Origin of the sequence: Massilia sp. Bi118, from assembly GCF_918697865.1 — a bacterium.
In the GTDB taxonomy this organism is placed as follows: Bacteria; Pseudomonadota; Gammaproteobacteria; order Burkholderiales; family Burkholderiaceae_D; genus Telluria.
On sequence record NZ_CAKKMV010000028.1, the window covers coordinates 1 to 21,625 of the forward strand.

General features: G+C 66.4%; 17 protein-coding genes and 1 riboswitch. Of the genes, 11 read left to right on the forward strand and 6 right to left on the reverse strand.

The window, feature by feature from the left end; translation table 11 throughout:
- Positions 1–648 precede the first annotated feature (648 nt).
- Complete coding sequence (locus LQV39_RS25425; protein ID WP_230029983.1) at positions 649–1,611, forward strand: DUF535 family protein; 963 nt, start codon at positions 649–651, stop codon at positions 1,609–1,611.
- A gap of 9 nt (positions 1,612–1,620) precedes the next feature.
- Here LQV39_RS25425 and LQV39_RS25430 read toward each other — a convergent pair whose 3' ends face one another.
- The gene (locus tag LQV39_RS25430; protein ID WP_230029984.1) at positions 1,621–2,349 is read right to left on the reverse strand and encodes an MBL fold metallo-hydrolase; all 729 of its coding nucleotides are present in this window, start codon (positions 2,347–2,349) and stop codon (positions 1,621–1,623) included.
- A gap of 127 nt (positions 2,350–2,476) precedes the next feature.
- Between LQV39_RS25430 and LQV39_RS25435 the strand changes: the two genes are divergently transcribed.
- Positions 2,477–3,049: a hypothetical protein gene (locus tag LQV39_RS25435; RefSeq protein ID WP_230029985.1), complete on the forward strand. Its 573-nt coding sequence runs from the start codon at positions 2,477–2,479 to the stop codon at positions 3,047–3,049.
- Between the two features lie 59 nt (positions 3,050–3,108).
- Positions 3,109–3,213: riboswitch (TPP riboswitch) on the forward strand.
- A gap of 58 nt (positions 3,214–3,271) precedes the next feature.
- Positions 3,272–5,437 carry a TonB-dependent siderophore receptor gene (locus tag LQV39_RS25440; RefSeq protein ID WP_230029986.1) on the forward strand — a complete coding sequence of 722 codons (2,166 nt, stop codon included), beginning with the start codon at positions 3,272–3,274 and terminating at the stop codon, positions 5,435–5,437.
- Position 5,438: 1 nt separating this feature from the next.
- Here LQV39_RS25440 and LQV39_RS25445 read toward each other — a convergent pair whose 3' ends face one another.
- Both LQV39_RS25445 and pnuC read right to left on the reverse strand, forming a co-directional pair.
- Positions 5,439–5,972 (reverse strand): AAA family ATPase, encoded by a 534-nt coding sequence (locus LQV39_RS25445; RefSeq protein WP_230029987.1) that lies wholly within the window; start codon positions 5,970–5,972, stop codon positions 5,439–5,441.
- Positions 5,969–6,571: a nicotinamide riboside transporter PnuC gene (gene pnuC / locus LQV39_RS25450; protein ID WP_230029988.1), complete on the reverse strand. Its 603-nt coding sequence runs from the start codon at positions 6,569–6,571 to the stop codon at positions 5,969–5,971. The genes LQV39_RS25445 and pnuC overlap by 4 nt, the downstream gene beginning before the upstream one ends.
- A gap of 124 nt (positions 6,572–6,695) precedes the next feature.
- Between pnuC and LQV39_RS25455 the strand changes: the two genes are divergently transcribed.
- The 7 genes from LQV39_RS25455 to LQV39_RS25490 all read left to right on the forward strand — a co-directional run bounded on the left by LQV39_RS25455 (position 6,696) and on the right by LQV39_RS25490 (position 16,027).
- Positions 6,696–8,648 (forward strand): S9 family peptidase, encoded by a 1,953-nt coding sequence (locus tag LQV39_RS25455; protein ID WP_230029989.1) that lies wholly within the window; start codon positions 6,696–6,698, stop codon positions 8,646–8,648.
- Positions 8,649–8,805: 157 nt separating this feature from the next.
- Positions 8,806–10,053 (forward strand): efflux RND transporter periplasmic adaptor subunit, encoded by a 1,248-nt coding sequence (locus LQV39_RS25460; RefSeq protein ID WP_230029990.1) that lies wholly within the window; start codon positions 8,806–8,808, stop codon positions 10,051–10,053.
- Positions 10,054–10,077: 24 nt separating this feature from the next.
- On the forward strand, positions 10,078–10,761 hold the full coding sequence (locus LQV39_RS25465) for an ABC transporter ATP-binding protein (protein ID WP_230029991.1): 684 nt from the start codon (positions 10,078–10,080) through the stop codon (positions 10,759–10,761).
- Complete coding sequence (locus LQV39_RS25470) at positions 10,751–11,992, forward strand: ABC transporter permease (protein ID WP_230029992.1); 1,242 nt, start codon at positions 10,751–10,753, stop codon at positions 11,990–11,992. Before LQV39_RS25465 ends, LQV39_RS25470 begins: the two co-directional genes overlap by 11 nt.
- Positions 11,992–13,209 (forward strand): ABC transporter permease, encoded by a 1,218-nt coding sequence (locus LQV39_RS25475; protein ID WP_230029993.1) that lies wholly within the window; start codon positions 11,992–11,994, stop codon positions 13,207–13,209. The genes LQV39_RS25470 and LQV39_RS25475 overlap by 1 nt, the downstream gene beginning before the upstream one ends.
- A gap of 17 nt (positions 13,210–13,226) precedes the next feature.
- Positions 13,227–14,630, forward strand: coding sequence for a sigma-54 dependent transcriptional regulator (locus LQV39_RS25480; RefSeq protein ID WP_290368628.1), 1,404 nt, complete (start codon positions 13,227–13,229; stop codon positions 14,628–14,630).
- Positions 14,627–16,027, forward strand: coding sequence for a PAS domain-containing sensor histidine kinase (locus LQV39_RS25490; protein ID WP_230029994.1), 1,401 nt, complete (start codon positions 14,627–14,629; stop codon positions 16,025–16,027). The genes LQV39_RS25480 and LQV39_RS25490 overlap by 4 nt, the downstream gene beginning before the upstream one ends.
- Before the next feature lie 106 nt (positions 16,028–16,133).
- Here LQV39_RS25490 and LQV39_RS25495 read toward each other — a convergent pair whose 3' ends face one another.
- Positions 16,134–18,299, reverse strand: coding sequence for a S46 family peptidase (locus LQV39_RS25495; protein WP_374199489.1), 2,166 nt, complete (start codon positions 18,297–18,299; stop codon positions 16,134–16,136).
- A 189-nt stretch (positions 18,300–18,488) separates the two neighbouring features.
- On the opposite strand from LQV39_RS25495, the gene LQV39_RS25500 reads away from it, so the two are divergent.
- A complete protein-coding gene (locus tag LQV39_RS25500) occupies positions 18,489–19,481 on the forward strand; it encodes a bile acid:sodium symporter family protein (RefSeq protein ID WP_230029996.1) in 993 nt (330 codons plus the stop codon).
- 1 nt (position 19,482) lies between these two features.
- On the opposite strand, the gene LQV39_RS25505 is transcribed toward LQV39_RS25500, so the two are convergent.
- Together LQV39_RS25505 and LQV39_RS25510 are read right to left on the reverse strand one after the other, a co-directional pair.
- Positions 19,483–19,965 (reverse strand): hypothetical protein, encoded by a 483-nt coding sequence (locus tag LQV39_RS25505; protein ID WP_230029997.1) that lies wholly within the window; start codon positions 19,963–19,965, stop codon positions 19,483–19,485.
- Positions 19,966–20,152: 187 nt separating this feature from the next.
- Positions 20,153–21,625 (reverse strand): efflux transporter outer membrane subunit, encoded by a 1,473-nt coding sequence (locus tag LQV39_RS25510; RefSeq protein ID WP_374199490.1) that lies wholly within the window; start codon positions 21,623–21,625, stop codon positions 20,153–20,155.

Consider the following 21,625-nt stretch of genomic DNA (forward strand, 5'->3'; position numbering starts at 1 on the left):
TGCTGGAGCCGCTCGGCTATATACCGCCGGCCGAAGCTGAGGCAAACTATTATAAGCAACTGAGCAGTCAAGCCATCTCGGCCTGACTCACACTAACCGGCCTCCACGAAAGCCGGGGCGGTTCATACAGCCATGTTTCTCTCCGTGCGGGTTGAGCAAGTGGGGGATTCTTGCTCGACTGCACAGGGTAGTGTTGGCAGGTGTCATAAGCTTGAGGGAACTAGATCAACAGTCCGTTCCAACGGAATAACTCGCGTTGACGTACCTCGCTATGACCTTTGCCAAGGAGGGTTGACGCCAACCGTTAATAAGAGTTTCCGCTAGACCTCATTGCCCATGATTCCGACCCAGTAAAAAAGTTCGTACACCATGCGCCACTCCTCAACTTATTCGGGATGACTCAATTATTCATGAGGATTTCGATGTTCGGCGCGGCAATCGTGCTAGTCTTGCAAATGGCGATCTTTGCCTGACAAAAAATCAACAAGAGACATCGTGATCACAAAGAAAAATACAAAAGGGATGTGTTATCGAGCGTGGCGATCTTGATCTGCCCAGCATTTTATTTCCGTTGAGCAATATCACCGCCCCGACCAGGCCGGTGAGTCAAGATAGAACCACCCCGATAATGAACGCCCGGAGCGCACCATGATTTTCGCTCACCTCACCAAGCACTGGATGGCCCGCCGCAGCCAGTACAGCCTCACTTCCTGGATCCTGTGCATCGCACGCAGCCTGCGCGTGCTGGCCTATATGCGCGACCACCGCGCCCTGTGCCAGCTTGGCGTCTACCGCAACCACGTGGCGCTGCCGCCGAACGACGACGCCTTCCACCACCTGAGTCACCGCGATTACCTGGTCAAGGGCATGTCGGCGCGGCGGCGCGTACAGGCGGTCCTGAGCCATTATCGCTTCGAAGAAACCACCTTCAACGAAGCCTACAAGCAGGCCGTCTACGGCGCCCGCTGCCTGCCCCTGTGGCAGATTGATGCCGAAGGCAGCAGCTTCATGATCCAGCTCGAAATGGCTTCGCGCAGCAATGCCGAGGGCGACCTGACCCTGGCCCTGGTCGCCGACGGCAAATGCCTGCATCGCCTGTCCTTCAGCTGGCTGGAAGGCCACATGGTCGGCGTCGATGCGCCGGTGGTCCCCTTCATCGCCCGCAATCAGGGCCGCTGGATCGATTCCGGCGCCGCCTTCGAAGCCTTCGAGCGCGTGTTCCCGAACAATTCGCCGAGCTTCTTCTGCTTCGCCGCGATGCAGGGCGTGGCGCAGGCGGTCGGCATCGACCAGGTGGTCGCGATCCGCAGCGAAGACCATCTCGCCTACGACCCGGACCCGGAAAAGCACTTCGCCAACGCCTACGACGGCTTCTGGAAAATCCTGGGCGGCGAAGAGATGGCGGGCAAGCAGGGCTACCGCATCGCGCTGCCCTTCTACGTCAAGCCGCTGTCCGAGATGCCGTCCAAGCACCGCAAGCGCGCCGCCCAGCGCCGCGAGCACTGGCGCCTGATCGGCGAATCGGCCCGCAGCACCCTGCAGCGCCACCTGATGCATGCACGCGCCCACGTCGAGCACGCGGCGCCGGTGCTGGAGCCGGCGCAGGTCTGATGTTTCCGATCAGCTGCTGACGAGCCTTTCCCCAAGGGCGCGCAGCAGCCGCGCCCCATCCCCGCTCCAGGCGTTGCCGTGCATGCAGGCCAGGGTCCAGGGCGCTTCGGCGGCCAGGTGCTCGATCAGTTGCCTGGTATTCGTCGAGTGCGAGAAGTAATCCATGGGCTTGCGGAAGGCCTCGCTGTGCTCCAGGATGTCTTCCGAAGTCAGGATGTCGGCCCCCGTGCCGCCCTGGGTGAACAGGTCGCCGCAAAACATCGTCAGCGTGTGCGTGTCCATCAGGAAGCCCGTTTCCCAGCCGTGCGGCAAATGCGGCGCATCCAGCCATTTGACCGACCGTTTACCCAGGCTGAGCTCGGCGCCGTCCGCCATCGCGTGGGCCGGCCGGTCCGCGAAATCGTTCACCGACACCATGGCCGCAACCTGGCTGCACAGGGGCTCGGCGTGGGGCGCCGCGGCCAGCCACTCGTTCAGGGAACCGCATTCATCCGCTTCGAAATGCGACAAGGCAATGAAGCGCAGCTGGCTGGCCGGCATGATGCAGTCGACGGCTTCTCTCACCAGGGAGAACATTTTTCTTGGCCCCGTGTGAAAGAGCAGCGGCTGATCGTCGACGATCAGGTATTGGTTGAACGAGAAGCCGCCCGGCACGATGTCGACCGGGGTGTTGATACGGTAGACGCCGTCGGCGATCTCATGGACATTGGTGCCGGCAGAAGCATTGGTGATGGCCATCCTTGCCTCCATCTGCGGTTAGGAGTCTGTGCATAGCATACGCCTTCCCCGGCCGCCGAAATGCGTGCACCCCGATTTTTGTTGGCGAGCTAGACTGATACTCAATATCGTCAAATATCGAGTGCTCATGAATATCGCCTGCATCGCCTGGGGCTCGCTGCTGTGGAAGCCGCAACCCCTGAAACTCGCCTCCGGCTGGCATCCCGACGGTCCGCGCCTGCCCATCGAATTCGTGCGCCAGAGCGACGACGATCCCGAGCTGGCGCTGGCCCTGTGCGAAGGCGCGAAGCCGGTGCCGACCTACTGGGCCTGGCTCGCCACCGGCAGCCTGGACGCTGCGCGCGAGATGCTGCGCCAGCGCGAGCAGATCCGGCCCGGCTATCCCGAGTGCGTGGGCAGCATCCCGCCGCTCGATGGCGCAGAGGCCGATCCGCGCATCAGGGAATGGATGCGGAGCAAGAGCATCGACGCCGTGGTCTGGACCGCCCTGCCCGCGAAATTCGACGGCGCCAGCGGCCGCGCGCCGACCCGCGAGGAAGCCGTCGCCTGGCTGGACAGCCTGCAGGGCCCGCAGCGCGCCAAGGCCGAAGACTATATGCGCCGCACGCCCGCCCACATAGCCACCGCCTACCGCCGCCTCATCGAACAAAGGCTGGGCTGGCGCCCGTTACGCGAAGCCTACGTTACGCAGCGTAGCTGAGCCCTATCCCACCGGACTTGCCACAAGCACCACGCCCATTCGCTTCCGTGCTACACTCGCGCCTTCGCTAGGGGTCCTGGCAGCAGATGTTCGCTGCCGGGTGAGAGATACCCTCCGTACCTGATCTGGATAATGCCAGCGAAGGAAAGCGCAAAAAGGTGCCTGAGACGGCGCCCATTTTCGTTTGCCCTTCCCCCAGTTGGCGAGAAGACGAGCAAACGAATGAAACCTGAACTGAAGTATTCCCTCCTGGCCTGCGCCATCGCGCAAGCCTTCGCTTTCAACGCCCACGCGCAAGAACAAGGCCAGACCATCGCCGAAGTGGTCGTCACCGGCGCCCGCGCGCCCAACCTGGAGCGCGCCGCCGTCGGCGGTTTCGCCGACACCGCCATCGTCGATACCCCGGCCTCGATCACCGCCATCGGCCGCACCCAGATGCAGGACCTGTCGATCCGCTCGGCCACCGAGGCCGTGCGCTACGACGCGTCGGTCAGCGACGCCTACAACGCGGTCGGCTATGCCGAGCAGTTCTCGATCCGCGGCTTCGCCCTCGATAACAACTACAGCTACCGCAAGGACGGCTTCGCGATCCCGGGCGACACCCAGATCCCGCTGGAGAACAAGGAACGCATCGAGGTGCTGAAGGGCCTGGCCGGCCTCACCGCCGGCGTCGCCACCCCGGGCGGCATCGTCAACTACGTGACCAAGCGCCCCACCAATACGCCGCTGCGCTCCGCCACCGTGGAAGTCCGCGAGCGCGGCACCCTGTACGGCACCGTCGACCTGGGCGGCCGCTTCGAGGACCGCCGCTTCGGCTATCGCATCAACGCCGCCGGAGCAAGCCTGCACTCCTACGTGCGCGGCGCGAACGGCGAGCGCCAGTTCGTCTCCGGCGCCTTCGACTGGCAGATCAGCCCCGACGCCAAGCTGGAACTGGACCTCGACTACCAGCACAAGGCCCAGCTCACGGCGCCCGGCTACCAGCTGATCCGCGGTGAAGTGCTGCCGAGCGGCGTCTCCAACAAGCTGCTGATGAACGACCAGCCCTGGGCGCGCCCGGTCGACACCCGCGACACCAACCTCGGCCTGCGCTTCGAATACAGGCTCGCGGATGGCTGGAAGGCCACCATCGCCGGCAACAAGCACTGGTTCAAGCGCGACGACTACACCGCCTTCCCCTACGGCTGCAGCAATGAGGGCGACGGCTACTATCCGGGCTACTGCTCGAACGGCGACTACGACGTCTACGACTACCAGAGCGTGGGCGAGCGCAAGACCCCATGGGGCGTGCAGGCCATGCTGCAGGGCCGCTTCGCCACCGGCGCGCTGCGCCACCAGCTGACCGTGGGCGCGTCCTGGGCCGAACGCCACGACAGCTTCGGCGATTACGTCTACGACTACGTCGGCTACAGCAATATCTGGCATCCGCTGGACACGCCGCACGTCGGCCCGGACCGCGTGACCGGCCCGGTGTTCGAGCGCCGCAGCGACCAGGAAAGCGCGCTGTTCGCCCAGGACATCGTCGGCATCACCTCGCAGTTGACCCTGCACGGCGGCCTGCGCTACGTCGAGACCAGGCGCCGCGACTACATCGCCCCGAACTACGTCGATAGCAAGGATTCCTTCCTGCTGCCGAGCGTCGCGCTTGTGTATGGCCTGAACCGCGACTGGAACGTCTACGGCTCGGTGAGCCATGGGCTGCAGCACGGCGGCATCGCGCCGATGGAGACCGCGAACGAGAACCAGGTCATGGAGCCGGGCCGTTCGAAGCAGTTCGAGATCGGCGCCAAAGGATCGGTGGCGGGCCTGAACCTGTCGGCATCGCTGTTCCAGATTCGCCAGGGCCTCGAATACACGGACCCGAACCGCACGCTGCCCGTCGTCGTCGACGGCGAGACCGTGCAGCGCCATCCCTATGTGCGCGGCGGCCGCGAGACGCATCGCGGCCTCGAACTCGCTGCCGACGGCAAGCTGGGCGCCGGCCTGCAGGCGGGCGTCTCCTTGATGGCGCTGAACACGCGCCAGGACGGCACCGGCGACGCAAGCATCGACGGCAAGCGCGTCACCGACGTGCCCAACTTCAAGTCGACCACCTGGATCGAATACGCCGTGCCGCAGCTGCCCGGCCTGAAGCTGGACGCCAACTGGCAGTACTCCGGCAGGAAGGCCTTCGACGTCGAGAACCGCGTGCTGGTGCCGGACTACCACGTGTTCGGCCTGGGCGCGGCCTACGGCCTGAAGATGGGCGCGACGAAGATCACGCTGCGCGCCCGCGTCGACAACCTCTTCGACAAGTTCTACTGGCGCGACGTCACGCCGGCGCTGGGCGGCTACCTGCTGCCGGGCGCGCCGCGTACCTTCCGCCTGTCAGGCCAGTTCGATTTCTGACTCAAGAAGAAGCTAGCAGCTCCTCGACCTGCCGCAGCCGCTGCGGCAGGCCGCCCTCCAGCAGCGTGAACGGGATGCCGCGTTCGCGCAGCACCGCCAGCAGGCACTCGTGCACCTGCTTGCGCACCTCTTCCGATTCCCGCTGCAGGCCGTCCGGCACCCAGGGCAGGTCCAGGCCCGCGACCAGGGTCGCCGCGTAATCGTGCTGCGCTTCCAGCGCCAGCAGCGCGGGCGGCACCCTGCCCCAGTAGATGCGGCTGTAGACCGCGGTCAGCAGCGGCGTGGTGTCGCAGAACAGGAAGCGCCTTGCGTCGGGCGATGCCGCCATCGCCGCCTCGCGCGCGCGCTGGGTGCGCGCGATGCCGAGCTGGTCGTCCTCGAAGGGCACCCGGTTCTGCGTCTCGACGAATTCGCGCAGGTATTCCGGCACCCACAGCGTGCCGTAGCGCGCCGCCAGCGCTGGCGCCAGGGTCGACTTGCCGGTCGATTCGGCGCCCAGGATGGCGATCCGCTTCAACGAAGAACCCCGGCTCATCGCATGCCCTCGCGCGCCGCGCGCGCCCAGGTGCGCAAGCCCAGCGCCGCCATGATCACGAACACCGCGTACAGGATCGCGGTCAGGTGCAGGTTCTTGTAGACGTAGAGGCCGACATAGAGCACGTCGACGGCGATCCACACATGCCAGTTCTCGACCTTCTTGCGCGCCGCGAGCACGGTGCCGAGCAGGCTGCCTGCGGTCAGGAAGCCGTCCATGTGCGGCACGTCGGTGTCCGTAAAGGCATGCAGGAACCAGGACAGCGCCAGGAAGCCGAGGGCCCAGCCGGCCAGCGACCATATCCAGCCGGCGCGATCCAGGCGCGTCACCACCAGCGGCTCGTCGTCGGCGCCCCTGCCGCGCAGCCATTCGTACCAGCCCCAGATCGAGGCGGCGATGAAGACGGCCTGCAGGCCGGCGTCGCCGTACAGGCGGGCCTTGAAGAACACGATGCCGTAGGTCGCCGACGACACGATGGCGAACAGCCAGGCCCAGTGGATGCGGCGGATGTTCAGCAGCACCGTCGCAATCGAGAGGACGAAGGAGATGAGTTCGAGGGGTGTGGTCGGAAAACCGAGAAGGGTGAGCGGCTCATTCATAACCGTCGATTATCGAAGCTGGGGCCTGAATGCGCAAGGCGGGGTTTGAGAATTGGTGAGTATTTTGGGCCGCGCGTGCATACATAATGGCTGGATCGTCCCGCCTCGACCGACCGGAGCCTCCATGCGCCTGCGATCCCTGTTCCTGTGCACCTTCCTGCTGGCGGCCCGGGCCGCGCCCGTGCTTGCCGCGCCCGGCGTGCCGCTCGCCGCCTTCGTCTACGAAGACCAGTTCTCGCGCCCGCGCCTGGCCCCGGACGGCAAGCACCTCGCCCTCACCGTGCGCGTTCCCGACGGCGACCGCTTCGTGCCGGTGGTGATGGTGTACTCGGTGCCGGAGATGCAGATGACCGGCGCGATCCGCATGCCGGCCTTCGAGGTGCCGCTCGATTACCGCTGGCTGACCACGACCCGCCTCGCCATCACCAAGGGCAAGGAGCTGGGCTCGCGCGAAAAGCCGGTGCCCACCGGCGAGGTGCTGGCCGCGGAACTCGACGGCAGCAAGCAGGAATACCTGTACGGCTACCGCATGCGCCTGTTCTCCAGCCGCGGGGACCGCTACGGCAACGACGAGGGCTTCGGCTACATCGAGGACATCCCGCGCAACCATAACAGCCGCCTGTTCCTGGCCGCCCACCCCTGGGAGGGGAGCCACAGCATGCTGTACGACGTCGACTCGCGCAGCGCCGTGCGCACCCTGGTGGCCGACCTGCCGGCGCCGGACCTGGGCTTCGTCATCCAGAACAGCGGCCAGCCGCGCTATGCCTACGGCGCCGACGAGAACGCCGAAGTCCTGCTGATGCGCTACGACGACGCCGGCAAGCGCTGGCAGAAGACCGGCGAGCAGCTCGGGCGCCGCTACGTGCCGCTGGTCTTCAGCGCGGACGACCGCGCCATGTACGTCAACTATTCGAAGGACGGCGGCCCCGACCAGCTGATCCGCGAAGACATCGCGAGCGGCAAGCGCACCACCCTGTTCGCCGACAAGGCCGGCAGCTTCAGCGACATCATGGTTGCCTCCAACCTGGGCGAACCCTTCGCCGCCCATTCGGCGGTCGGACGACCGCGTGCGGTCTACTTCGACGAGAACGGCGAAGAAGCGCGCCTGCACAAGGCCTTGAGCGCGCAGTTCCCCGACCACTACCTGCACTTCGTCGACTTCAGCGACGATGGCGGCGTGCTGCTGTTCGGCGTGTCGAGCGACCGCGATCCGGGTTCCTACTACCTGTTGGACCGCAAGACCATGAAGGCGAGCCTGCTGTTTTCCTCGCTCGAGACCATCGACCCGGACAAGATGGCGCCGCGCCGGCCGGTCGCTTTCCGCGCGCGCGACGGCCTCGAACTGCACGGCTACCTGACGATGCCGGCCCACGCGCCCGGCCTCAAGCCGCCGCTGGTGCTGATGCCGCACGGCGGCCCCTTCGGCATTTTCGACGGCTGGTTCTACGACAATGACGCGCAATTCCTGGCCAGCCGCGGCTACGCCGTCCTGCAGGTGAACTTCCGCGGCTCCGGCGGGCGCGGGCTGGACTTCAAGGAAGCCGGCTATCGCGAATGGGGCGGCAAGATCCAGGACGACCTGGTCGACGGCGTGCGCTGGGCCGTGGCGCAGGGCGAAGTCGACGGCAAGCGCATGTGCGTGTACGGCGCCAGCTTCGGCGGCTACTCGGCCCTGATGCTGGCCGCGCGCGAACCGTCCCTGTTCAGGTGCGCGGTCGGCTACCTGGGCGTGTACGACCTGAACCTGCTGGCCAGGCCCGAGAACAACCGCCTGGACGCCTACCGCGCAGCCTACATCGGCAAGACCGTGGGCGCCGGCAAGGCCGAACTGGACAAGGCCTCGCCGGTGGCGCTGGCGGCGAAGATCACGGTGCCGGTGCTGCTGGTCCACGGCGGCAAGGACAAGCGCGCCCCGGTCGAACATGCCGAGGCGATGCGGGCGGCGCTGGTCAAGGCCGGCCATCCGCCCGAGTGGTTCCTCGCGCCCAACGAGGGCCACGGCTTCTACGACACGAAGAACGTGACCGAGTTCTACCAGCGGCTCGAAAGCTTCCTCGGCAAACACCTGGGCCCGTAAAGCCCCCGGAGCGCCGGATCGACTGCCCGGATCCGGACACCCTTGCCCGCGTACGGGCAACACGGCGGCGGGCCAGTGGCCTTCTTCCCTGTGAAGAGGCCCTGGCACGATGCTTGCAATAAAGGAAGCATTGTCACTCCTTCATTGCAAGCATCTCATGGACCAAGCCATCGGCATCGACATCCTGCGCCGCCGCCGCCACTTCCGGCTCGCCACCGGCCTCCTCCTGTGCGCCGGCATCCTGGCCGCGGCCTGGGGCATCAACCGCGTCGTGCGTCCCAGCGTGGCGGCCGGCGACGTCGCCATCGCCGAAGTCCGCCGCGGCAACGTCGACAACACCATCAATGCCGCCGGCGTGGTCATTCCCGTCCACGAGGAGGTCGTGTCCAGCCCTGGTGCGAGCCGCATCGCCAAGGTCCATGCCAAGCCGGGCCAGCAGGTGAAACAGGGCGAGCTACTGCTCGAACTCGACGACCGCGAAATCCGCCTGGCGCTGGAAGCGCTGAAGGAACAGCTGGCGCAGCAGGACAACAAGGTCCTCACGCTCAAGCTCGAGATGGACCAGAAGCACAAGCAGATCGCCTCCGCCATCGAACTGCTGGAGATCGACCTGCAGGCAAGCCGCGCGCTGCGCGAACGTAACCGCAAGCTGCGCGAAAGCGGCCTGGTGTCGGGCCAGGACCTGCTGACTTCCGAACTGAACGTACAGCGCAACGAGGTCCAGCTTCGCCAGCAGCGCGAGCTGATCGAGGACACGCGGCGCGCCACCGCCAGCAACATCGCGGCGGCCAAGCTGCAGCAGGCCATCCTGCAAAAGCAGATCGCGCGCCAGCAAGGCCTGCTCGAACAGACCCGGGTGACCGCGCCCTTCACCGGCATGCTGACTTCCCTGGTCGAAGAGGAAGGCGCCAGCGTGGCGGCCGGCCAGCTGGTGGCGCGCGTCTCGGAGCTGAACAACTACCGCGTCGAGGCGACCCTGTCCGACTTCCACGCGCGCCAACTGGCCGCCGGCCAGCCGGTGCGCGTCGAGCAGAACGGCGAGGTCCTGCAAGGACGCGTGCACACCATCCTGCCCGAAATCCAGAACGGCACCATCAAGCTGCTGGTCGATCTCGAACAGCCGCACAACCCGCACCTGCGCAACAAGATGCGGGTCGACGCGAATATCGTCACCGACCGCCGCGCCAGCGTGCTCGTCATCGACAGCGGCGCCGCCTTCAACGGCAAGGGCAGCCAGCCCGCCTTCAAGGTGGCGGACGGCGCCGCCCGCAAGACCCTGCTGGACCTGGGCGCCAGCGACGGCAAGGTCATCGAAGTGATCAAAGGCGCCCAGCCGGGCGACCGCTTCATCGTCTCTGACACCAGCGCCTTCAAGGAACTGGACAGCATCCGTATTTCGAACTGAATCGCCAAAACAAGGACGAACATCATGATCAGACTGGAAAAAGTCAGCAAGACCTACCGCACCGACAAGGTCGAAACCCTGGCCCTGAAGGACATCGACCTGCATGTGGGCAAAGGCGAATTCGTCGCCATGATGGGCCCCAGCGGCTGCGGCAAGAGCACGCTGCTCAACATCATCGGCCTGCTCGACCGGCCGGGTCAGGGCCGCGTGCACATCGACGGCACCGCGCTGTCCTCCTACCGCGACAAGGACGTGGCACGCCTGCGCAACAAGACCTTCGGCTTCATCTTCCAGAGCTTCCACCTGATCCCGGACCTGCGCGTGATCGACAACGTCGAGCTGCCCCTGCTCTACCGCAGCATGGGCAACGGCGAGCGCCGCCGCCTGGCGCGCGAAGCCCTCGAGCGCGTCGGCCTCGGTGCGCGCATGGAGCACTTTCCGAACCAGCTCTCGGGCGGCCAGCAGCAGCGCGTGGCGATCGCACGCGCCATCGTCGGCCGGCCGCACATCCTGCTGGCCGACGAACCGACCGGTAACCTGGACAGCAAGATGAGCGCCGAGGTGATGGACATCCTGCTCAAGCTGAACAGCGAAGGCACGACCATCGTGATGGTGACCCACGACGAGCAGGAAGCGCGCCGCGTGGGCCGCATCGTGCGCGTGTTCGACGGCCAGCTGGTCGGCAAGGAGCACGCCCATGCTGCGTAACTATCTGCTGACGGCCTGGAAGGTCTTCATGCGCCGCAAGCTGTTCACGGCCATCAACCTGGTCTGCATCGTGCTCACGCTGGTGGTGCTGATGGTGATCACCGCTTTATTGGAGACCGCGTTCTGGCCGAGCGGCGTCGAAGGCAAGAGCGAGCGCTTCCTGCAGGTGTATGGCATCCGCAGCGAAAGCGCCGACCACAGCACCGTGCGCACCACCCTGCTCGGCTTCAAGACCATCGACAAATACCTCAAGCCGATTCCGGGCCTGGAACGTGTGTCGGCCTTCACCACGCCGGCCTCGGTGTCGGTCTACCAGGGCGACCGCGTCAGCGAACTGGAAATGCGCCGCGTCGACGCCGATTACTGGCGCATCCTCGACTTCAAGCTGCTGGCGGGGCGCCTGCCCAACGCCGACGACGACGCCGGCGGACGTTTCGTCGCCGTCGTCAACGCCACCACCGCGCGCCGGCTGTTCGGCGATGCTTCGGCGCCGGGCCAGAAGATCAGCATCGGCGGCCAGATGTTCGAAGTGATCGGCGTGGTCGAGGATGTCATGCACATGAACGCCTATGCGGACATCTGGGCGCCGCTGCACACCTTCCCGTCCGGTACCTGGCGCGACGAGCTGACCGGCTCCTTTGCCGCCATGCTGCTGGCGAAAGAGCCGTCCGACCTGCCGCGCGTCAAGCGCGAAGTGGCGCGGGCCGCCAAGACCTTCGTCGACAATGATCCGCACACCTTCGCCATCAGCACCTTCTGGGCCGACAGCAAGCTTGACCTGGTGGCGCGCGGGCTGCTGAGCAAGAACGAGGAGGCCGACTCCGGCGGCACCACGCTGCTGCTGTCGATCGCCGCTGCCATGCTGGTGTTCATGCTGCTGCCGGCGCTGAACCTGGTCAACCTGAATACCGGCCGCATCCTCGAGCGCAGCTCGGAGATCGGGGTGCGCAAGGCCTTCGGCGCCACCAGCATGCAGCTGGCCGGCCAGCTGGTGGTCGAGAACGTGCTGCTGTCGCTTGCGGGCGGCCTGATCGGCCTGGCCTGCACCCGCCTGGTGCTGTGGTGGCTCGAAAGCGCCCAGCTGATTCCTTACCTGAAGGTGGGACTGAACCCGACCGTGTTCGCCTGCGGCATGCTGCTGGCCTTCGTGTTCGGCCTGCTGTCCGGCCTGATCCCGGCCTGGAAGATGTCCCGCCTCGATCCCGTCCATGCCCTGAAAGGAGTTGCGTGATGCTGCGCCACCTGTTGAAACTGACCTGGAAGCGCAAGTCCAGGAACCTGATGCTGAGCCTGGAGATCCTGCTCGCCTTTGCCATCGTATTCGGCATCGCCGCCTTCGGCGTACGCAACTGGCAGCTGTACCGCGAGACGATCGGCTTCGACGGCGCCGACACCTGGTCCGTGAAGATGGTGCTGGGCGACGTGCCCGACGAGTCGATTCCTGCCGACGTGTACGACACGCTGCGCCGCAGCCTGCTGGAGCTGCCCCAGGTGCGCGAAGTCGGCTTTGCCGCTTACGCGCCCTACACCATGTCGACCTGGACCACCAGCTTCAAGTCGCCGCAGACCGGCGCCAACCTGAACAGCAACCTGTTCGAGGCCAGCGACGGCGTGGCCGCGGCGCTGGGCATCAAGCTGGTCGCCGGCCGCTGGTTCAACACCCAGGATGACGGCCAGGCCGTACGGCCGGCGGTGCTGAACCGGCGCATGGCGGCCGCGATGTTCCCTGGACGCCAGGCGCTGGGCCAGCAGTTTACCGACAAGACCTCGAACGACAAGGGGGGCAAAGGCGAGCCCCCGAAAACCTATCGCGTGGTCGGCCTGGTCGAAGACTTCCGCAACAAGGGACCGTTGATGGCGCCGGTGAATTTCGTGATGACGCGCTTCGATCCGCTTGCAAGCAAGTCGCGTGTGCGGGCCATGCTGATCAAGATGGCGCCGGGCACCCCGCGCGGCTTCGAGGCGGAGCTCAACCGCCGGCTCAAGCTGGTCCGCAACGACTGGGCCTACGAGATCGCGCCGCTCGCGGCAATGCGCGCCAGCCTGCTGAAGGAACAGCTGGTGCCCTTCATCGTCGTGAGCGTGATCGCCGCCTTCATGGTCGCGATGGTGGCCTTCGGCCTGTTCGGGGTGCTGTGGCAGAACACCACGCGGCGGATTCCCGAAATCGGCCTGCGCCGCGCGATCGGCGCCAGTGCCGGCGACATCTACCGCCAGATCATCGCCGAACAGCTGCTGCTCAGTTCCACCGCGATGGTCGTGGGGCTGGTGCTGCTGGTCCAGCTGCCGCTCACCGGCGCGCTCGGCGAGGGCCTCAACTGGGGCGTCTTCATCAGCGCCGCGGGGCTGTCGATGGGCGCGATCTATCTGCTATCCTTGCTTTGTTCGCTCTACCCGGGATGGCGCGCCAGCCGCCTGAGCCCGACTGAAGCGCTGCACTACGAATAAAACAAGATTTGAAACGCATGGAACCAACACGCAAGCGGCGCATCCTCATCGTCGACGACGACAGCGCGGTCCAGGTCTCGCTGGCCCTGCTGCTCAAGCAGTCCGGCTTCGACGCAGTCTGCGCCGACGGCCCGCAGCAGGCCCTCGAGCAGCTGCAGGCCGGTCCGGTCGATCTGCGCTTTGACCTCGTCCTACAGGACATGAACTTCTCGCTGCAGACCAGCGGCGAGGAGGGACTGGACCTGCTGGCCCGCATCAAGCAGCTGCAGCCGGCCCTGCCGGTGCTGCTGATGACGGCCTGGGGCTCGATCTCGCTGGCGGTACGCGGGGTAAAGGCCGGCGCCGCCAACTTCTTCACCAAGCCCTGGGACAATGCCCAGCTGATCGCGCTGGCCGAGGCCACCCTCGACCTGGCGGCGCCGGCGACGGCGCCGAAGCTCACGCGGCGCTCGCTCGATGCGCAATGTGACTTTTCCGGCATCGTCGGCGAGCACCCGAAGCTGCTGAAGGTGCTGGAGACGATCGCCCAGGTCGCGCGCACCCGCGCCCCGGTGCTGATCCTGGGTGAGAGCGGCACCGGCAAGGAACTCATTGCCGACGCCATCCACCGCAACAGCCCGCGGGCGGAGCAGCCCATCGTCAAGATCAACATGGGCGCGATCACCAGTTCGCTGTTCGAAAGCGAGATGTTCGGCCATGTGCGCGGCGCCTTCACCGATGCGCGCAGCGACCGCAAGGGCCACATCGCCGCGGCCTCCGGCGGCACCCTCTTCCTCGACGAGATCGGCGAGCTGCAGCGCGGCGACCAGGTCAAGCTGCTGCGCGTGCTGCAGGACCAGCGCTACCAGCCGGTCGGCGCCAGCACGGCGGCCCAGGCCGACCTGCGCGTGGTCTCGGCCACCAACCGCGAGCTGGCGGAACTGGTGGCCGCCGGCGACTTCCGCGAAGACCTGTTCTACCGGCTGAACCTCATCACCATTCGCCTGCCGCCGCTGCGCGAACGCCGCAGCGACATCCCGCTGCTGGCGCGCCACATCGCCGCCAGGGTCGCGGACGGCTACGGGCTGGGCGAAGTCGTGCTGGCGCCGGATGCGCTGGACTGGCTGTCCGGCCAGCCCTGGCCCGGGAATATCCGCCAGCTGAAGCAGACCCTGGAACGCGCCCTGCTCCTGGCCGGCAAGCAGCACCTGGGCCAGGCCGACTTCCTGGCCGCGAACGCGGTCGACGAAGGCGCGCCGGGCGCGCGCCTGGGGGTGGACGGCATGACGCTGGAACAGGTCGAGCGCCACATGATCGAACAGGCGCTGCAGCAGCACGCGGGGAATATCTCGCGGATGGCGAAGGCGCTGGGCCTGTCGCGCACTGCCCTGTACCGCCGCCTCGAACGCCACGGCCTGGGCGCGGGCGTGCGCGAGGAATGAGGCTGCCATCTTTTAAACTGCAGGCGCGGCTCACGGCCTACCTGGCGCTGCTGCACCTGGCGCTGGGCGGCTGCGCGATCCTGCTGCTGCCGCAGCAGCCCATCCTGTTCATCGGCGCCGAGCTGCTCCTTGTCGCCAGCATGGCGCTGGGCTGGTGGCTGGTGCGGAGGGCGCTGGAACCGCTCGGCTACACGCGCCGCTTCCACGACCTGTTGCAGGACCAGCAGTATGCCGCGCGCCTCGCTGCGCCGGGCGTGACCGAACTCGACGACCTGGTTGCCATGTTCAACGACATGCTGACCGCCCTGCACCGCGAGCGCCTGGCGATCGGCGAGCAGCAGGGCTTTCTGGAACGCCTGCTGGAAGCGACGCCGAGCGCGGTCCTGGTCTTCGACTTCGATCATGCGATCAGCCTGGTGAACGCCAGCGCGTCCGCGCTACTGGGACTCGAAACGCCGCTCGGCAAACTACTATCGGCCTGGGAAGATGGCGACGCCAGCTTCGACCCGGCGCTCGATGAACGCGCCCGCGCGCGCAGCCGCGACCTGGTGCGCCAGCTGGACGCGCTGGCCCTGGGCGAAAGCCGGCTGCTGGTGGACATGGAAGGCCGCCGCTACCGCGCGCAGCGCAGCCGCTTCTACGACCGCGGCTTCGCGCGCCACTTCCTGATCGTCGAGGAACTGACCGCCGAACTCGAAGACTCCGAACGCGCCACCTACGCGCGCCTGATCCGGGTGCTGGCCCACGAGGTCAACAACACCGTGGCCGCCACCGGCTCGGTGCTGGATTCCCTGCTGACCTATCGCGGCCAGCTCGAGGAGCGCGACGCCGGCGACTTCGTCACCGCCATCGTCGCCGTCAAGCGCCGCAACATCAGCCTGGGCGAGTTCATCGACCGCTTCACGCGGGTGGTCAAGATGCCGGCCCCGGAACTGCGCCCGACCCGCCTGCAGGACGTGGTCGACGACATCCTGTGGCTGAACCGCGAACAGTGCAATGCGCGCGGCATCCAGCTCGGCTGGAGCCGCTGCGATGCCATCGCGCCGCTGCAGCTGGACGTGCAGCTGATCGAGCAGGCGCTGCTGAATATCGTGAAGAACGCGGTCGAGGCGATCGACGAGCGCAATACGCGCGATGGGTCGAAAGGCGGGGCGATTCGTCTGGAGCTGGAAGACCTGGGCGAGCGCGTGCGCCTGTCGGTGACGGATTCCGGCGGCCTGCTCGAGAATGCGCCTTCACACCGGCTGTTCACGCCTTTCGTCAGCACCAAGAAGGGCGGCCAGGGCATCGGCCTGATGTTCGTGCGCGAGGTGCTGGGGCGGCATGGGTGTACGTATGCGCTGGCGCCTGCGGGGGTGGGCGAGACGCGCTTCGATATCTGGTTTCCGGTGGCATAAAGACGTCGTCCCCGCGGAGGCGGGAACCCAAGTTTGCAAGCGCAGTCGTAACGCACGCATAACTTGGGTCCCCGCCTTCGCGGGGACGACGTTGATCTGATTTGGCTTACTTCTTCGGATACTTGATCGTCATTTCCTTCAACAGGTTGTCGGCATGGTCGACTTCCTTCATCACCCACAGCATGTAGCGAATGTCGACGTGGATCGCGCGGGTGATCACCGGGTCGAAGTACCAGTCCTTGGTGATCGACTCGTAGGTCGAGTCGAAGTTCAGGCCGACCAGTTCGCCGCGCTTGTTCATCACCGCGGAACCCGAGTTGCCGCCGGTGGTGTCGGCGCTCGACAGGAAGTTGACCGGCACGGTACCCAGCACCGGATCCTTGAACACGCCGTAGCGCTTCTCGCGGATCGCTTGCAGCAGGTTGGCCGGCGCGTTGAACGGCTCCTTGTTGGTGGCCTTCTGCAGGATGCCTTCGACGGTCGAGAACGGGCCTTTTGTAATCCCGTCACGCGGGGTGTAAGGCGCCACGGTGCCGTAGGTCACGCGCAGGGTCGAGTTGGCGTCCGGGTAGACCGGCTTGCCTTGCGACTTCTTCCAGGCGATGACGGCTTCCATGTATTGCGGGATCACGCGCTCCAGGTTGCCGTCGACTTCCTTGCGGTGGTTTTCCAGCGCCATGCCGGTGTCCTGCAGGCGCACGGCCAGCTGGATGAAGGGGTCGTGCGAGGCGCGGAAGGCTTCCGGATCCTTGCCGATCCAGGCCAGGCGCTTGCTCGTGTCGGCCAGCTCGGTCGACTTGTACATGGCGGGCAGCGCGTCGAGCTTCGGCAGCAGCGCGTCCAGGCCCTGCGGGCGGTTCTTCGCATCGATCTTGGCGTAGCGGTTCAGGGCCGCGGTCCAGCGGGCCTGGTCGACGCTCGGGACGAAGGACTGCTCCAGGCGGGTCAGGCGCGCCTTGATGAAGGAGAGGTCGCGTTCCTGGTAGCCGGCTTCGCGCTGGGCGTCCGGCTTCTGGCGCTCGATCGACAGGCGGTACAGCGTGCGCGCGCTCTTCAGCAGATCGCTGTGGGTGGCTTCCGCCCAAGCGGCTTCCTGCTGCGAACCGGCCATATCGTTGCCGATCGCGGTGTCGAGGTCGGACAGCAGGCTGCCGCCTTTACCATGTTGCTTGTACCAGCCGCGGAACTCGGCGTCCTGCTTGTCCTTGATGGCGGCGATGTCGGTGCGTGCGAAGCCGTCCATCAGGCCCTGGGTCTTCTTCAGCACGTTGTTCAGGCTCTTGGCCACGCTGGCGTAGCGCACGTCGTAGGCCGGGTTGCCCATGGTGGCGGCGGCGATCACGGACAGGTCGGCGGTGATCGATGCGGCCTTGGCCGGGTAGTCGACGTCGCGCGCGAAGCGGATCTCGGACGGCAGCTTGTAGCGGCTGGTGCGGCCCGGATAGCCGGCCAGCAGGATCGGGTCGCCGTTCTTCAGGCCCTCGGCCGAGACGACCAGGAAGTCCTTCGAGTGGTAGGGCACGTTGTCCGGGGACGGATCGGCCGGGCGGCCGTCCTTGCCGACGTAGGCGCGCAGGAAGGAGAAGTCGCCGGCCTGGCGCGGGAATTCGTAGTTGTCGATGTCGCCGCCGAAGTTGCCGACGCTGTCGGCCGGCGCGTACACCAGGCGCACGTCGCGGACCATCAGCTGCTTGATGCGATAGTACTCGAGGCCGCGGTGGAAGGCCGGCACCGAGCAGCGATAAGCCTTATCACCAGCTCCATTCGCGCTTTCGCATTCGGCGATCAGGGCCTTGATGCGGCTCTGGACCTGCTCGTGGCGCTCCTTGCCCGACATGTTCGGGGACAGGCCCTTCAGCACGCGGTCGGTCACGTTCTCGACCTTCTCGGTCACGTAGACCAGGGTGCTCGGGCCGCCCGGCAGTTCTGCGTCGCGGGTCTTGGCCAGGTAGCCGTTGACGATGTAATTGTGTTCCGGGGTCGAGTTGCGCTGCACGGCGCCGTAGGCGCAGTGGTGGTTCGTTACGATCAGGCCGTCCGGCGAGACGAAGGACGCCGAGCAGCCGCCCAGCGACACCATGGCGCTCATCGGGTGCTTGGACAGGTCGGCCAGTTTCTCGGCCGGGATGGTGATGCCGATGCGCTTGAGTTCGGACTTCAGCTGCGGCAGCTGGTGCGGCTGCCACTGGCCTTCGTCGGCGTTGGCGGAGGCGATAACCCCCATGACCGCGACGACAGGCAGAGCAAAGTTTAGAAGCGTGGATTTGAACACGTTGGACCCCAGGGTGATTAAAAAGCAAGGGCGAGTATAGCTTTCCTGCTTATGACTGGAAATAATTTTCTCACCGATACTCACCCTGTGACCCCGCCGCGTATTTACGGCGTGAGCGGGGTCCCGGCGGCATCGGCTGTAAAGGGCTAAAATAGACGGTTGCCCTTCTGCAGTCTTCGACATCCGCACATGCCTTCTCTCATCACCCCGCTCCGCCGCCTGATCCCCGATGCGTTTACCGGCTGGCTGCTGTGCAGCGTCGCGCTGGCCAGCGTGCTGCCTTGCCAGGGACAGGCCGCGCTGGTGTTCGGCAACATCACGACGGTCGCGATCGGCCTGCTGTTCTTCCTGCATGGCGCCAAGCTGTCACGCGAGGCCATGCTGTCGGGCCTGACCAACTGGCGCCTGCACCTGGTGGTGCTGGCCTCGACCTTCGTGATGTTCCCGCTGCTCGGGCTGGCGATGAAACCGCTGGCCGGGACCGTGCTGCCGTCCGACCTCTATGTCGGCATCCTGTTCCTGTGCACCCTCCCCTCGACCGTGCAATCCTCGATCGCCTTCACCTCGGTGGCGCGCGGGAACGTGGCGGCCGCCGTGTGCAGCGCCTCGGCCTCGAACTTCGTCGGCATCTTCGTCACGCCGCTGCTGGTGGGGACGCTGATCGCGCAGGGCGCCGCCGCACCCGGCGGATCGACGCTGGACGCGGTGCTATCGATCGTGAAGCAGCTGCTGCTGCCCTTCCTGGCCGGCCAGTTCCTGCGCCCGTGGATCGGCGCCTGGATCGACCGCCACAAGCCGATGCTGAAGATCGTCGACCAGGGCTCGATCCTGCTGGTGGTGTACACGGCCTTCAGCGAATCGGTCAACGAAGGCCTGTGGCACAAGCTGTCGCTGCCGACGCTGATCGGCCTCGGCGTGCTGTGCTGCGTGCTGCTGGCGATCGCCCTCGGCCTGGCCACCTGGGCCAGCCGCCGTCTCGGTTTCTCGCGCGAGGACGAGATCACCATCGTCTTCTGCGGCTCCAAGAAAAGCCTGTCGAGCGGCGTGCCGATGGCCAAGGTCCTGTTCGCGCCGGGCGCGCTGGGAATGGTGATCCTGCCGGTGATGCTCTTCCACCAGATCCAGCTGATGGTCTGCGCCGTCCTGGCCGCCCGCTGGGCCCAGCGCCGGGATTTAAGCTGAATCAAACCGGGGTCAGACCCCGATTTTGGGCAAGTTCTTCAGGGGAAGCGTGCTGGTGGGCCAGGGCTTCAGCGCCCCACCAGACTTCCAGCGTGGATGGCAACAGAACCGCCGCAGCGCCGATGGCCGCGAAACGGCGGCGCTGGCGCTCGCTCAGGCGCGGATGGCGCAGCATGGCGCGCGCATCATGGACAACGAAGCCGAACAGGCCCAGCAGGCCGAGCACGAACAGCAGGCGCAGCAGCCCATCGCCGAGCCGCGCGCCGAGATTCGCATTCCAGTAGGCCAGCGCCGGCATCGCCAGGCTGATGCTGCTGAGCAGATCCAGCGTGGCAACGCCAGCTGCCCGCCCGCCCCGCCTGAATTCCGCCCGCCGCATCCAGGCCGTCAACACGACAGTGCCGGCAATGTAAAGAACGGCGCCGGCCGAGGTATCGTTACCCGGCAGAGAAAAGCGGCTGAAAAATTCGGGGTCAGAGCACATAATTTCTGAAATTCGGGGTCAGAGCACTTTTTTGAGCAATAGCTTCGCGGCACATTATCACGCCAGTTACATCTTCTCCCCTACGGAATGATGCGTCAGGAGTGGACGCCCGTTCTCCGGCGACATTTCCCAAAAAAGTGCTCTGACCCCGAATTAGCAGCAAAAAGTGCTCTGACCCCGAATTTATTTAGTCGGCATGCCAGCCGCCGCCCAGGGCCTGGACCAGGGCCACGGCCGTGGTCTGGCGGGTGGATTGGGTGGTGACCAGGTTGCGGCGGGCGTTCAGGGCGGTGATCTGGGCTTGCACCACTTCCGTGTAGCTGACCTGGCCGGCGTTGTAGCGGTTCATCACCTGCTGTTCGACCTTGTCGGCGGCTTCCGAGGCGCGGCGCTGCAGGTCCTGCTGCTGGGACAGCACGCGGGTCGCGGCCAGCTGGTCTTCGACGTCGGCGAAGGCGTCCAGCACGGTCTGGCGGTAGCGCGCCACCGCTTCCTCGTGCGCCGCGCGCGCGCCTTCCACGCGGGCGCGGGTGGCGCCGGCATCGAACAGGGTCTGGGCCGCCGACAGGCCGAAAGACCAGGCCGCGCTCGACACATTGAACAGGTCGCTCACCTTGCTGGACGAGGTACCCAGCGATGCGGAGAGCCCGATGTTCGGGAAATAGGCCGAGCGCGCAATGCCGATCTGCTCGTTCGCAGCGGCCACGCGGCGCTCGGCGGCGGCGATGTCCGGGCGGCGCTGCAGCAGCGTGGACGGCACGCCCACCGGCACCTCGGGCACCGTCACCTGCCAGTTCGGCATCGGCGCGATCGCGAGGTCGGCCGGGGTCTTGCCGACCAGGACCGCGATCGCATGCTCGAGCTGTGCACGCTGGCGTGCCAGGCTCAGATCGTCGCTCTGGGCGCTGGCCAGCTGGGTTTCGCCCTGGTAGACGTCCGAGTGCGGGATGATGCCGACATTGTAGCGGTTCTGCAGGATGCGCAGCTCACGCTGGTAGCCTTCGATGGTGGTGGCCAGCAGCGCGCGCTGGGCGTCGATGGCGCGCAGCTGCAGGTAATCCGAGGCGACTTCGCCCTGGGCCGACAGCCGCGCCGACGCGAGATCCGCCGCGCTGGCCTGGGCGCTGGCGCTGGCCGCCGTCACGCCGGCGCGCAGGCGGCCCCACACGTCCGGTTCCCAGCTGGTGCCCAGCGACAGGCGGTAGGCGTTGCGCACGCTGCCGCCTTCGCTGCTGCCGCCGATGATGTTGCCATTGGCATCGACGGTGGCATTGCCGCTGCCGCCGCCGCGCGTGCCCGAGCGCGTGCCCGAGCCATTCAGGGTCAGCGAGGGGAACAGCGAGGCGCGCTGCTCCGTCACAAGCGCGCGCGCCTGCGTGTAAGCCGCCACTGCCGCCGCCACATTCTGGTTCGAGACCTCGACGCTGGCCGCCAGCTCGTTGAGTTGCGGGTCGCCGAACAGGGTCCACCACGGTCCGCGTTCGAGCGCATCGGCGGGCGCCGCCGGCACCCAGCCCTGCAGCTCCTTCCAGGCCGCCGGTTCGGGCGCGGTCGGGCGCTGGTAGGCCGGTCCGACGGCGCAACCGGCCAGCGCAGCCGCGGCGGCCAGGGCGATCAGGGAGGGACGCAGGGATGCGCTTAAAAACGAAATCGTTCGCAT

Bases quoted from the DNA above. Each gene is read 5' to 3' on its own strand.
- pnuC (WP_230029988.1), bottom strand. From the start codon at position 6,571: ATGAATGAGCCGCTCACCCTTCTCGGTTTTCCGACCACACCCCTCGAA.
- LQV39_RS25490 (WP_230029994.1), top strand. From the start codon at position 14,627: ATGAGGCTGCCATCTTTTAAACTGCAGGCGCGGCTCACGGCCTACCTG.
- LQV39_RS25455 (WP_230029989.1), top strand. From the start codon at position 6,696: ATGCGCCTGCGATCCCTGTTCCTGTGCACCTTCCTGCTGGCGGCCCGG.
- LQV39_RS25445 (WP_230029987.1), bottom strand. From the start codon at position 5,972: ATGAGCCGGGGTTCTTCGTTGAAGCGGATCGCCATCCTGGGCGCCGAA.
- LQV39_RS25510 (WP_374199490.1), bottom strand. From the start codon at position 21,625: ATGCGAACGATTTCGTTTTTAAGCGCATCCCTGCGTCCCTCCCTGATC.
- LQV39_RS25470 (WP_230029992.1), top strand. From the start codon at position 10,751: ATGCTGCGTAACTATCTGCTGACGGCCTGGAAGGTCTTCATGCGCCGC.
- LQV39_RS25430 (WP_230029984.1), bottom strand. From the start codon at position 2,349: ATGGCCATCACCAATGCTTCTGCCGGCACCAATGTCCATGAGATCGCC.
- LQV39_RS25435 (WP_230029985.1), top strand. From the start codon at position 2,477: ATGAATATCGCCTGCATCGCCTGGGGCTCGCTGCTGTGGAAGCCGCAA.
- LQV39_RS25440 (WP_230029986.1), top strand. From the start codon at position 3,272: ATGAAACCTGAACTGAAGTATTCCCTCCTGGCCTGCGCCATCGCGCAA.
- LQV39_RS25460 (WP_230029990.1), top strand. From the start codon at position 8,806: ATGGACCAAGCCATCGGCATCGACATCCTGCGCCGCCGCCGCCACTTC.
- LQV39_RS25475 (WP_230029993.1), top strand. From the start codon at position 11,992: ATGCTGCGCCACCTGTTGAAACTGACCTGGAAGCGCAAGTCCAGGAAC.
- LQV39_RS25480 (WP_290368628.1), top strand. From the start codon at position 13,227: ATGGAACCAACACGCAAGCGGCGCATCCTCATCGTCGACGACGACAGC.
- LQV39_RS25425 (WP_230029983.1), top strand. From the start codon at position 649: ATGATTTTCGCTCACCTCACCAAGCACTGGATGGCCCGCCGCAGCCAG.
- LQV39_RS25505 (WP_230029997.1), bottom strand. From the start codon at position 19,965: ATGTGCTCTGACCCCGAATTTTTCAGCCGCTTTTCTCTGCCGGGTAAC.
- LQV39_RS25465 (WP_230029991.1), top strand. From the start codon at position 10,078: ATGATCAGACTGGAAAAAGTCAGCAAGACCTACCGCACCGACAAGGTC.
- LQV39_RS25500 (WP_230029996.1), top strand. From the start codon at position 18,489: ATGCCTTCTCTCATCACCCCGCTCCGCCGCCTGATCCCCGATGCGTTT.